The 12,361-nt window shown below is 63.3% G+C and carries 9 protein-coding genes and 1 pseudogene; 1 reads left to right on the top strand and 9 read right to left on the bottom strand.

All coding sequences use genetic code 11. The features are described from left to right. Window positions 1-104: 104 nt before the first annotated feature. The 3 genes from AC0L3C_RS27255 to AC0L3C_RS27245 all read right to left on the bottom strand — a co-directional run bounded on the left by AC0L3C_RS27255 (window position 105) and on the right by AC0L3C_RS27245 (window position 1,304). Entirely contained in the window at window positions 105-626 is a 522-nt protein-coding gene (locus AC0L3C_RS27255) for a DUF2285 domain-containing protein (protein WP_473409474.1), read from the bottom strand. Window positions 627-684: 58 nt separating this feature from the next. After that, window positions 685-867, bottom strand: a complete 183-nt coding sequence (locus tag AC0L3C_RS27250) for a transcriptional regulator domain-containing protein (protein WP_317245281.1) — start codon at window positions 865-867, stop codon at window positions 685-687. Window positions 868-1,025: 158 nt separating this feature from the next. Continuing rightward, a complete protein-coding gene (locus AC0L3C_RS27245) occupies window positions 1,026-1,304 on the bottom strand; it encodes a DNA -binding domain-containing protein (RefSeq protein ID WP_148778166.1) in 279 nt (92 codons plus the stop codon). 107 nt (window positions 1,305-1,411) lie between these two features. Here AC0L3C_RS27245 and AC0L3C_RS27240 point away from each other — a divergent pair, with 107 nt between their 5' ends. Then, on the top strand, window positions 1,412-1,693 hold the full coding sequence (locus AC0L3C_RS27240) for a helix-turn-helix domain-containing protein (RefSeq protein ID WP_317245282.1): 282 nt from the start codon (window positions 1,412-1,414) through the stop codon (window positions 1,691-1,693). A 166-nt stretch (window positions 1,694-1,859) separates the two neighbouring features. Here AC0L3C_RS27240 and AC0L3C_RS27235 read toward each other — a convergent pair whose 3' ends face one another. The 6 genes and pseudogenes from AC0L3C_RS27235 to AC0L3C_RS27210 all read right to left on the bottom strand — a co-directional run bounded on the left by AC0L3C_RS27235 (window position 1,860) and on the right by AC0L3C_RS27210 (window position 12,286). Further along, window positions 1,860-2,180 carry a DUF736 domain-containing protein gene (locus AC0L3C_RS27235; RefSeq protein ID WP_007605948.1) on the bottom strand — a complete coding sequence of 107 codons (321 nt, stop codon included), beginning with the start codon at window positions 2,178-2,180 and terminating at the stop codon, window positions 1,860-1,862. 554 nt (window positions 2,181-2,734) lie between these two features. Further along, on the bottom strand, window positions 2,735-3,217 hold the full coding sequence (locus tag AC0L3C_RS27230) for a hypothetical protein (protein WP_456766170.1): 483 nt from the start codon (window positions 3,215-3,217) through the stop codon (window positions 2,735-2,737). Window positions 3,218-3,351: 134 nt separating this feature from the next. Then, a complete protein-coding gene (locus AC0L3C_RS27225) occupies window positions 3,352-4,275 on the bottom strand; it encodes a DUF2493 domain-containing protein (RefSeq protein ID WP_473294326.1) in 924 nt (307 codons plus the stop codon). A 330-nt stretch (window positions 4,276-4,605) separates the two neighbouring features. Then, window positions 4,606-5,667: a DUF7146 domain-containing protein gene (locus tag AC0L3C_RS27220; RefSeq protein ID WP_473409461.1), complete on the bottom strand. Its 1,062-nt coding sequence runs from the start codon at window positions 5,665-5,667 to the stop codon at window positions 4,606-4,608. Next, window positions 5,667-9,980: a strawberry notch-like NTP hydrolase domain-containing protein gene (locus AC0L3C_RS27215; protein WP_473409460.1), complete on the bottom strand. Its 4,314-nt coding sequence runs from the start codon at window positions 9,978-9,980 to the stop codon at window positions 5,667-5,669. The genes AC0L3C_RS27220 and AC0L3C_RS27215 overlap by 1 nt, the downstream gene beginning before the upstream one ends. 184 nt (window positions 9,981-10,164) lie before the next feature. Then, window positions 10,165-12,286, bottom strand: a pseudogene (locus AC0L3C_RS27210) (ParB/RepB/Spo0J family partition protein). Window positions 12,287-12,361: the final 75 nt, after the last annotated feature.

The following is a 12,361-nucleotide window of genomic DNA, read 5'->3' as shown; positions in this document are numbered from 1 at the left end:
CTGGAGCGCGGCCGGCTCGGCCCGCGCGTCGACGGTCACGATGGCGCAGTCAGCGTGCCAAGGGGGATGCCGAAGATCGAACGATGATTTTCGGCACCCCTGCTCTACTCCTTGCGAGGTGAAGGACGTAGCAATGCGCGATAGCCGCCGCGCATCAGAGCCAAACCAGCCTGCACCAGGCGGATGGTCCGGCTGCGCATTTCGTGGGTTTTCCAGGCGCGCTCGGGGATGCGTTTTCGGCCGAACAGCACCTCGGCGATGACGCGATAGGAAGCACCCTCCATGTGTCCATCGAGCGCACGCAGCACCAAGACGAGTCGTTCGCGCCGCTGCGCCGAAATCTGATGAAAGGGAGGTCCCGGCGGGCGGCCGTTGATTGTGCGCCACAGCCGATGTGAGGCGTGGGCGCGGATCTCAAAGTCCGCATCGAGCGGCAGTTCGGCCGCATAAGAGACACCAAACTGCGGCGCCTCTTTCAGCCAGAGATGATGTTGTGCCCCTTGAATGCGCAATACGGCATGCCAGCCGTCAGATGCCTGTCTGATGGCGCCCGATGAAAGGTCGGCAAGCTGTAGCCCCGCGCCGACCGTTTTTGAGCCGGACGCGCTGCGAACGACCGGCACCACCGTCGGCAACGCCTCAGGTGCCCAGAAGATAGTCTGTTGGTGAAAGGACCCCTGCGGGTCATGGGCGAAAGCAGACGCCCCATCTCCTTCGGAACTCGGAGGTCATTTGGGATCGATTTTCACGATAGGAAGCTCGATAGTTCGGGCTGCGCCGCAGTGACTCCCAGGCGAAATCCGCCATCTCGCCCGACTTGATAGCGTGCTGATACGCCTCCGGTGAGCGCCAGTCGAACTCAGACATTGCTGTTATCTCCTGCCGTAACTCGATTGCGGCGCAATGTCTATGAAGCTTGGGATTGTCGGGGAAGTCACCAATTATGCATTGCGTGATGCCTGCAGGCGATCACGCGTCAGCGGGGAAATCTGTTCTCAAGTGCGAATTCTTCATGACAGATTTTGCTATTTAGGAGCGCCGCCGCGAAGCAAGTCACGGTAGCCGTGGTCTGCCATCCATTTTGCGCGGGCCAGATGACTATCAAACGCATTGCGAGCGCGATCCGGTTCACGATCGGGATCGATGTGCAACACGATCCGGGTCACTTCTTTCCAATCCGCGCCATCGGCTTCGGCATCAAGAAGTCGCCAGTACGTCACGAGATGCTGCTCGTCATAGGTCGTCAGCACCGGCTCATGCGGCGCAACATCCGCGACATCGGGATCTAACGGTGGCTTCGTCATGTAGGCTTATGCGCGCACTTCGCTAATCTGCATTGTAAGCGAAACTTACCAAAATAGTTCGGTTATAGCCAGTGGTTTGATGGTCTGCCTAATGGCTGTTTGAGCGCATGAAAGCTCGTGCGCTCGTTGCCTGGAATGTGCGCCGGATCCGCGTGGATCGCGGTATTCCGCAAGAGCAACTGGCCTACGATGCCGGGATCGACCGCTCATATATGAGCGGCCTTGAGCGGCAATCCGAGAATCCGACAATTGATCTTCTCGACCGGCTCGCCGAGACGCTAGGCGTTCATTTATCTGAATTCTTTGTTCAGCCACCCAGGGGAGCGGCCACACCCAAGACATTGCCTAAGGGTCGCAAGTCAGCGCGTCTGCGTTCCAAGAAGCAATAGCATTTGGGCGAGTTCAAGCCATGCGGACAAGCGCCACGTAAGTGCGTGTCTTAAACTTGAAAATCGACGCGACCAAGCCGGTCCAGCTGCAGCTTTGCTCGGTCGGCTTTTCTCCAAGAGGGAGCCCCGCCCGAGGTCGTCGGGAGGGGCTTGGCGGTAATGAGCCTCACTCTCCGTTCTTGCGCGGCCGCGACCAGAGCAAGGTGTAGCCTTCGCCGCCTTCCTCATCGAACAGGTTTGCATAGATCGGCGCGTTGAACGAGGGGTCGTCGAGCTTGAGCGAGAGGTAGTCGCGTCCCTCTTCGGAGCGCTTCGACCAGGCTGCCCCGATCTCCGCCCGGCCTACATAGATGCGGTGGCTGGGAGCGTTGTCGTTGGAGCGGTTGGTCTCGGCGACGATGCGGACGCCCTTGGCCTGCAAGCTCAGGGTGATGATCTCGCCCTGGAAATCGTTGCCGACCTTCTTGAAAGAACCGATGTTGGCCATGTCTCTTCTCCTGTTGTGTTTCGAGCCCGCGACCACCGCGGCCTCGATGGCGATCTAGAGGCCGAAGACGATCGGCGACGCACCCGCTCGCGGGCCGCAGCGCAGCGGAGGACGTCGTTGTGGCGACTTTCTTGTCTCGCGCGGAATGGGCGAAGCCCAGGGGAAGAAAGTCGCGTCAACGGCGTTGCGGCTCAGACGATCGAGGCGCAGCCGGTCTTCGGCCAGATCAAGCCATCAAAGAGGCCACGTGGTCCGCGTGCTGAACCGCAATCTTAGGAAGAAGACTGGCGAATCTCGGTTGCGCTGAACAAGGGGTTGGTACGGTTCGGCGCAGAAAGAGAAACAATCTGCCGCAAAGGGCGGTATCGTCCCGGAAGGAATGATCGAACGGAGCGCGTCGCTTCACCGCAGCTATGTGGGCCAGACAGAGACCGGTACGGCTTGCTTAAGCGCCCCGAGGAGGGAACGCGGTTACCTCTCGCTCAAGCTCGATGATCCCTCGTTCGCCGTGACGCCCTGTGCCGTCTTGCTCGGCCGATGATGGCGACGAAGCCTCACCGCTCGTGCGCGGCGGCTGTGAGAACTGGTTCAGGCGCATTCTCCACCACCCCGGCCGACTCCGACGGGAGGGTCCCCGCAAAAACGACCAAGCGTGTCCATGCCGTGCCGCCGATGCAAACCGCTCCTAGGCATGCGAACGCCTCGCGCCAAGCCAATGAAGGCACCCCGATCTGCGACAGGGCAAAAATCACCTGATAGCCGGCGATCGCTGCAGGGACCGTGAATACGGTTGCGATGGCGACGCGCAAGGTCAAGGACCGGCTAACGGCGACGGCGACCTGACCAGCGGCAAGCGTCAGCGTGCCAGAAGCAATTCCTATAAGCAGTGCGCCGAAGACGCCCGCGCCATGACGAAATGCCAACATCCCGACACTGAGTGCGACGAAAAATGGCAGGGCATACACAGCGAGCGCAAAGATGGCCCAGCAGAACAAGCCAATGCCGAGTGTGTTGAGAACAAGTCCAAGCGCGAGCATGGTGGTGGCTCCATGTGCATGGATTTATCGATCGCGCCTTCCACCACCACCAAGGCGCAGTTTTGGATGTAAAAACGAAACGAGGCGGAGTTGCGGCGTGCAACTCCACCTTGGCGTCTTGGAGGCGACGGCGCTCACGCGCCGCCGAACCTCCAGACGGGAATGCCGAGCCGCTTCGCCTTGTCGGCGAGATTGTCCTGGATTCCCGTGCCCGGGAAATGCATGACGCCGATCGGCAGGAGTTCGAGCATGGCATCGTTGCGCTTGAACGGCGCCGCCTTGGCGTGTTTCGTCCAATCGGGTTTGAAGGCGATCTGTGGCACCTTGCGATTGGTCGCCCATTTCGAGGCGATCAGTTCGGCGCCTTTCGGGGAGCCGCCATGCAGGAGGACCATGTCGGGATGCTTGGCATGTACCTTGTCGAGCCGATCCCAGACGAGGTGGTGGTCGTTGAAGTCGAGCCCACCGGTGAGTGCGATTTTCGGCCCTGGTGGCAACATGACCTCAGTCTCGGAACGACGCTTGGCGGCGATGAAGTCGCGGGAGTCGATCATTGCCGCGGTGAGCGTTCGGTGATTGACCAATGATCCCGACCGAGGACGCCAAGCTGAGCCGGTGTTGACCTCAAATCGCGCGATGGCCTGATCCCGGAACAGTTCCAGGCAATTGCGGCGCTCGATCAGCGTGATGCCTTCGGTCGTCAGGCGCTCGAGTTCGACCGAACGTACTTCGGAGCCGTTCTGTTCGCGCTGGCTTTGGTGCTGCGCCTGCTCGTTGTCGTCGAGGTGGCGTTCGATGCGATCGACGGCACGGTGGAACAGGTTCACGGTCGACCAGAGCAGATCGTCGAGGTCCGGCTCGAGCCGCGTGTCGTTCAAGGTCGCAACCAGGGCATCGAAGATATCGGCCACGGCGCCGGCGATCATTTTGTCCTCCGGAAGGGGCCTTGGATCGGGCTGGTCGTCGAAGGGGCGGTAGCCGAAGAGCTGCAATTCGGTGAGGACGTGGTCGGTCGGGGAAGAGGCATGCGGCGGTTCGATGTCGTCATGGTCGGTCATGGAAGGGTCCTTTGCCGGATCGGCCGCGACCATCGCGGCCTTCGTGGCGATCCTCTGACGGCAGGCGGAACGGGCCAGAACCCGACAGGGCCGAAGCGGTAGCGGAGGATGGCGGAGGCCGGCTATTTTGCTTCGCGATGCAAAGCGCGCTGGCCACATGCACAATGTGTCTTTCCGTCGCTGGCGCGCGGCGGAAAATAGCCGGACGCAGCCATTGCCGGCCCGGGCCGCTTGCCGTCCGATCGCCCTCTAGAAGGCCGAGGTCGCGTTCTCTTCCGGTATTGGCCTCGCCTACGACCGGCCGATACACCGTCGATCGGAGACCAAGAGCTATTCCGCGGCCACCGTCGACGAATGCAGAAAGCGAACGACATCCTCTGGCACGAGCTGAAGCCGCAATGCTGCTCGGAGGGCGTCGAGGCCGAAGACATGCAGATCTTCGTTGAAGTCGCCCAGCTGGGGCGACAGTACGACCGCTTCAATGCCGGCGTCTGCTGCGCGCTGGCTGAGAATTGCCAGCACCGCATCACCGGCGGCATCGGCATCTCGCGCAACATAGAGCCGGCGCAGGCTAGACGGGAGCATCATGGCTGAGAGGTGATTGGCCGAAAGCGCAGCCGCCATCGGCATGCTCGGCAGCACGTAGCGCAACGACAGCATGGTTTCGATACCCTCGCCGGCAGCGAGCACGTCGTCCACCACACCGAACCGAACGGCATTGCCGAGAAGGTCGCCCATGGCGCGTCGTGGAGTATCGATCGGAGCCTTGCCGAGCCGAACACGATCGAAGCTGTCCGGATCGAGCCAGGTGCGATGTACGCCGGTGATCTGTCCTTCGAGATCCGTGACGCAGGCGATCATCGCCGGCCAGGTCTCGGTCGGCAGATGATCGTCCGGTCGATAGTAGCAGCGTGGATGGAAGCGCAGGCTGCCACCATGGTGGATGCGCCCTATTCCGCGACGCTGCAAATATGCGTCGACCACGGTCCCCTCGATCGGTTGCGATATGACAAAAAGCCGTCTTGCCGTCTCTTGCGATCCAGCCGGTGCTAATGGACGAAAGGGTTTCGGGACGAGTTCCGGTTCAGTACGAGGCAGCCTCAGAAATCGCCTCGCCTCCTCGGCGACCTCGTGGAAGTCTCGCAAAGCCAGGCTTTCGCGGATGATGTCGAGGAGGTCGCCATGTTCCCCCGTTGCCGCATCGGTCCACTTGCCCGCCGGCCCCTTCGGCGATTCCTGGAGCCGCACGAATAGCGAGCGGCCCGGGGTGTTGTGGACGTCGCCGACCAGCCAGTACCGGCCCGCCCGCTTGCCATTGGAGAGATAGTGTCGGCACACCGCCTCCGCCTCGCGCGCGCGGCGGCCTGCCAGTTCGGAAGCATCGCGGGGCATCAGGCGGCCTCCCGCTCACCGATGCGCGCAACCGGATAGGTATCGAGCACCTTCGACAGGATCTCGACGCCGCTCGCGTCCGTCGGCACGAACATGCGCAGCTTCCAGGAGATGATCTCTCCAAAGAGGCCGTAAGCCCGCAAGCGATCGCGCATGGTGTCGTTGAAGCCCGAGAGTTCGATGCGGTGTGCGCCCATCACTCGGACACGGCGAAGTTGGAGTCCCTCCGCAAGCTCGAGGACGGTCCGTCCCTCCATCAGCGCGGCGAAGGCAGCGTCCGGCGTCAACGCCGGCGCGTCCGCCGCAAGGGCATTCGCGACCCAGGTCGCCGAGACCTTGCGGCCGATGATCCGCTCACCCGCATCGGTCTGCAGCCGATAGACCCGGGTCGACTCGTTCGGCAGCCGCGTCCAAATCGGCAGCAGCAAGCCGGCCACGACGTGGATCGTGCTGTCCGTGAACTCGGGCACCTCGGCAAGCTCCGCGAGCCAAGCCGCGGCGAAGCGTTCACGGTCCGCCCCGACCCAATGGCTTTCCGCCATCATGTCGAGGGGGATGCTGTGCTGCTCCATCGGCCGGATCAGGCGGACGCGCCGCTCGATCTCGCCGTCGTCGAGCATAAAGCTTGGGGCTGGGACATGCACCGCGGCTCGCCCCGAGCGCTCATTGATCATCAAGACAGCACGAAGATCGGAAAGACGACCGAGAGCGTCATCCAGGCTCACAGGATGATTGCGCTGGCGCTGGGTGATCGTGAGCAGCCGGGTCTCGGCGCTTGTGCTCGGATGGACGTAGATCGTCCGCCGATCGGTGACGACAAAGCTCTCAGCTCGGAGCGTTTCCAGCCCGACGTCATAGCTGCCCGACGCGACCGCGCCGTCGATCCGATCGGTCAACAGCTGCTCGAAGACGGTGAACAGGATATTCTGAAGATCGATCGTGAGCGCCAGCAACCTGTTCAGGAAAGTCGTGATCGGCGGCAAGTCATCCCTGAGCCCATTGGGATCCGTGAGCTTCAGGCCGGTCGCATCCTCGAACCTCTCGAGCAAGCAGCCCTCGACCTTGCCGCGCGCGAGCAGCGTGTGGAGTTGGCGCAACGCATCACGCCCGTACTGACTTTCGAGATTGTTCTCGGGCCGGAACAGGCCCTGCCCTCCGGTCTGGCGCTGGCCGCGCGTGATCGCGCCCAACGTGTCGAGCCGACGGGCAATGGTGCTCAGAAATCGCTTTTCGGCCTTCACGTCGGTAGCGATAGGACGAAACAGCGGCGGCTGCCCCTCGTTGGTCCGGTTGGCGCGGCCGAGCCCCTGGATCGCGGCGTCCGCTTTCCAGCCGGGCTCGAGCAAATAGTGGACGCGCAGGCGGCGATTCCGCGCCGACAGCTCGGCATGGTAGCTCCTCCCCGTGCCGCCCGCGTCGGAGAACACGAGGATCCGCTTGATGTCATCCATGAAGGCCGAGGTCTCGGTGAGGTTGGCCGAACCGGCCCGGTTTTCGACGACCAGCCGGTCGCCCCTGCGAATGATGCGGCGCGAGCGGCCGGTCACCTCCGCTACCAGATCAGTGCCGAAACGCTCGACCACCTGGTCCAGCGCGCCTGGCACCGGCGGCAGCGAGGCAAGCTTCTCGATGAGGCGGTCGCGGCGGGCTACCGCCTCGCGGCTCTCGACCGGCTGCCCATCGCGATAAACAGGCCGCGAGCAGAGGTTGCCCTCCGAGTCCGTGAAGGGCTCGTAGAGCTGGACCGGAAAGGAATGGGCGAGATAGTCGAGGACATACTCGCGCGGGGTGATGTCGACCTGGACGTCGCCCCACTCCTCGGTCGGGATCTCGGCGAGCCGGCGCTCCATCAGCGCCTCGCCGGTCGAAACGATCTGGATGACGGCGGCATGGCCGGCGTCGAGATCGCACTCGATCGAGCGGATCAGCGACGGCGTCTTCATTGAGGTCAGGAGGTGACCAAAGAAGCGCTGTTTGGCGCTCTCGAAAGCCGATCGCGCGGCCGATTTGGCCTGGCCGTTCAGCGTACCGGTCTCGCCCGTGATGTTGACGGCCCGCATTGCCGCGTCGAGGTTGTTATGGATGACGCTGAACGCGCCGGCGTACGCGTCGTAGATCCGAATCTGCTCGGGCGTGAGCTGGTGCTCGACGAGCTCGTACGCGACGCCCTCGTAAGAGAGCGAGCGGGCGGCATAGAGGCCGAGCGCCTTGAGGTCGCGCGCCAGCACCTCCATCGCCGCCACGCCACCCTCCTCGATCGCCTCGACGAACTCGGCGCGGGTCGCAAACGGGAAGTCGTCGCCGCCCCACAAGCCCAACCGCTTGGCGTAGGCGAGGTTGTGCACGGTGGTCGCGCCGGTTGCGGAGACATAGACGACGCGGGCATTCGGCAAGGCGTGCTGGAGCCTCAGCCCCGCGCGCCCCTGCTGGGAGGCCGCCTGGTCGCCGCGCTCGCCCTTCTGGCCTGCCGCGTTCTGCATCGCGTGGCTCTCGTCGAAGACGATCATTCCGTCGAAGTCGGAGCCCAACCATTCGACGATCTGCCGCACGCGCGAAAGCTTCTCGCCGCGCTCGTCGGTGCGCAGCGTAGCGTAGGTGGTGAATAGGACGCCTTCCGCGAGCCGGATCGGTGTGCCCTGCCGGAAACGTGACAACGGCGTCACCAGCAACCGCTCCATGCCGAGCGCGGACCAATCGCGCTGCGCGTCTTCGGTCAACTTGTCGGATTTGCTGATCCAGACGGCACGGCGCCGCCCCTTGAACCAGTTATCGAGCAGGATGCCGGCGACCTGCCGCCCCTTGCCCGCGCCGGTGCCGTCGCCCAAAAACCAGCCGCGGCGAAAACGCACGGCATTCTCTGCGTCGTCGCGCGCGGCCGCCACCACGTCAAAGGTCGCATCGACCGTCCAGGAGCCCGCAAGAAATTCGGAATGCGCCTCGCCTGCATAGATGACACTTTCAAGTTGGGCGTCGGACAGGATGCCATCCGCCACGACATTGGCCGGCAGATGTAGCCGGTGCGACGGCTTCGGCGGCGCGACCGAGGCCATCGCGGCAGACTGCACGAGTTTCGTCGGATGCGCACGCGAGTCCGGAATGCGGATCGCCTGCAGTCCATAATCCTCATAAAGCGCGTCGGTCAGTCGGGCGCCTTCGGGCGGCGACCATTCGACCGTCTCGTTGATCAGTTCTACGCCTTCGGGCGCTACGCGGCTCGAAGCGGACGATGGGCGTGGCGCAAATGCGCCGACCACTCGTGATACTGCAGGGCGCCTGATGACGTCGACCGCTATCGGCGTCGCGATGGGCAGCCTCGGCGGCACATACTGGGTCACCCAGTCAAGCAAGGTGGCGACATCGCGAAGTGAAGCCGGAAGGACTTTCGGATCTGCGGCGGGCAACTTGTCGATCACAAGCAGCCTTGTGTCGGTCTGCGTTCCGTGTTTCGCATAGACCGCGCCGTCGATGGCGACAGAAAATACCACCCGCCCGCTCTCCTGGAGACGAACGAAGGCGTCTCGCCACGCCGGATTGTCCGGCGCAAAGCTCGCGCCGGTAATGGCGACCAGACGCCCGCCATCGCAAAGGCGCGCCAAGGCTGAGGCGATGTGCCGGAAAGCCGCGTCCGCCATCCGTCGATCGACGTTCGCCAACGCGGAGAACGGCGGGTTCATCAAGACGACGCTCGGTACGACACTCGCATCGAGGTGATCATTGATCTGGGCGGCGTCGAACCGCGTGACCGTAACCTTGGCAAATAGTTGGTCGAGCAACGCCGCGCGGGTCTCGGCCAGTTCGTTCAGTACCAAGGTGCCTCCAGCGAGCTCGGCAAAGATGGCGAGCAAGCCGGTCCCCGCAGAGGGCTCCAAAACCCGATCGGACGGCGTGATGCCGGCCGCGGTGCATGCGGCGAGCCCAAGCGGGATCGGCGGCGAGAACTGTTGAAGGGCCTGGCTGTCCTCCGAGCGGCGTGTGTGGGTGGGAAGAAGACTGGCGATCTTCGCGAGCATCGGCGGCATCGCGGCCGTCGAGTCAGCCTTGGTCCGGATGGCCGGACCGAACTTGCGAAGGAACAGAACGGTTGCCGCCTCGCAGACATCGTAGGCGGTCTTCCAGTTCCAGACGCCAGTGGCGTCGGAAGCGCGGACGGCAGCTTCCATGGCGCCGCGCAGGACAGCGGCATCGATGCGCCGGCCGCGCTCGAGATCGGTCGAGAGCTGTCGGGCGGCCCTGACGGCGGCGGAGGTGAGAGATGCAGCGGCGCGCATCGAGAGCGGCGCGGCGGCCGCGCCGCCGGCGAGAGATTCGGTCATGGCAGGGTTCTTTCGGAGAGCAGGAAACGGGTCGAACCATCAGGTGCTCTCCTTAAGACCCGACGGCTCAAACCTTTCCCGGCCCGGCTCTCCCTCTCAGCTCTCGCCCATAAAAATGGGGACCGGCGCGGCACACCGGTCCCCAAGCAATTGCCGGACGGCCGGAGCCGTCCCTTCTGCGATGTCACTCAGCCGCGTCGAGCTGTTGCGGATCATCGTCGCTCGCGTTGTCCCGATCCTCGTCCTCGGCGAGGAATTAGGGCAGCGGGCCCGCTTCACTCTCCTGCTCCCCTGACGCCGCATTGGGATCGACAAGACGCAGTGGCTCCGGCAACCAGCCCGAACCATCGAGAAGACGCTCGGCCTCCTTGGCCATGTCCGCCTTTTTCAGGTGGTCGATCAGTTGCGCGGACGATTCGCCTCTTGCTTCCCGCACCGCCTCCAGAATGCGCGGCTTGGTGACCCGGCCGAGATAATTGTCGACGGAGGGCTTCCAGCTCGCTTGAACCATGTCGAGGCCGGGCCGGCCGCTCGTGCCAGCACGTCAGCCCGGGCGAGCCGGGTGCGGACGCCGGGGGCGGATACGCGGCCCTGATTGTAGCAGTTGGCCGGCTCATGGACGGCGTTGACCGCAAATGACGCGCAGTGAGCGAACAGGGATGCCTGTGCGGCGCCGTCGAGGGCTGTGAGCGCATCCCAGAGATCATTCTCGCCCTTCGGCAACCGTGCTTTCCAGGAATCGTGCCGGGCCTCCACGGCCTTCGCGGACGCGCTTTCCCTCAAGCCAGTCGCTTGAGCCGGAAAGGTCGGCGTGCGAAGGCTGATCTCAAGGCAGCTTCCGGTCGATGCGAACCGGTAAAAAGCCATCAGCACGAAGTTGTACAGCACCGCCTGGAACGCAATTGCAGGATTTTCCGCCAGCGCATCCCGCAATGCCAGCGTGCGATGCGCTGTCAACTCCGTGATCAGGCGATCCGGCAGAGGTTTGGTCGCGTCCTCGTCATCGTCTTCAGTATCAGCAGCGCCGCCAGCAAACGCGATGACCGTGCGCTGGACGGAGCTACCTGCCTCCTTCGCCTCGATCCATTGTGTATCGGCGCCCTGACCGACATCAGGATCGACCGCGGCCACCTCGTCCTCCGGCCGGACGTAACCCCGATCCACCGAGAGGCGCCCTTCGAAATCGATGCTGACGAAGACGCCGGCGCGGGCGATCTCGGCCGGATCGTAAACCATCGGCCGGTCTTCGAACGCGAGTAGTGCCGTCTCGATTTCGCCGAGACGCTGGTCGACGTCGTCGGGCAACTCGTCGGCATCCTGATAGTCGGCTTCAAGCTTGGCTTGCTCCGCGCCGAGGGTGTCGACGGTGGCCTGATCCTCCAGGGAAAGATCGACAGGTTTGCCCTCGATTTTGCGCAGGCCCTCCGTGTGGCCGTAGGGGAATTCGACGGCGACCGAAATCCACTTCCAGCCTTCGGCTGCAATCGTCTCGGCTTCGGCTTTGAGCTTTTCTGTCACGAGACGGTCGAGCAAAGCAACGTCCTGAAGCCAACCGCCATCATCGTGCTCGAACAGATCCCGCAAAACGCCGCCACCAGCCTGCTCGTAAGCATCCAGCCCAATGAACTAAACGCGGCGATCGGACGCGCGCACGGTATTTTCCGTGAGCATTCGCCGGATCTGATAGGACTCATCATAGCCGGATCGGCTGACGTTCTCCCAGACCTGCTCCTGCCTGGCGTGGTCGGCTGTAACAGAGAAAGCCATGAGCTGCTCGAGTGTCATGCCGTCTTCGGCATAGACGTCGTGGAGCTTTGGCGACACCGACGCCAGCCGGAGGCGTTGCTTCACGACGGCCGGTGTCACGAAATGCCGGGCAGCGATATCCTCGTCGGACAATCCGGAGCCACTCAAGGTCTGGAATGCCCGGAACTGATCGAGCGGATGAAGCCCAATTCGCTCGCCATTCTCCGCAAGCGAATCGTCCTCAGCGATGCCCCCTCGCGCACAACGCAAGGAACTGCCTGGGTCTTTGCCATGCGCTTCTGCTTGACGAGAAGCTCCAGCGCCCGATAACGCCTGCCGCCTGCCGGCACCTCGAACATGCCGGTTTCATTGCCTTCGGTGTCCACAACCGCCCGCACATTTAGACTTTGCAGCAGCGTACGCTGCGCGATGCTTTCAGCGAGCTGCTCGATGGAAATGCCCGCCTTCACATGCCGGACGTTGGACTGGCTGAGGACCAGCTTGTTGAACGGAATGTCGCGTGAGGGGGACAGCGTGATCTTTTGGACAGCCTTCGTCATATCGATTCTCCACGACGGGCAGCCGAGAGCCTCTCTCTCGACCTCCAACCCGTCGCGGAAACGCCCCTGCCCTCT

This window comes from Bradyrhizobium sp. WSM4872 (genome assembly GCF_055811715.1).
This window is presented reverse-complemented; position numbering and strand designations above follow the sequence as displayed.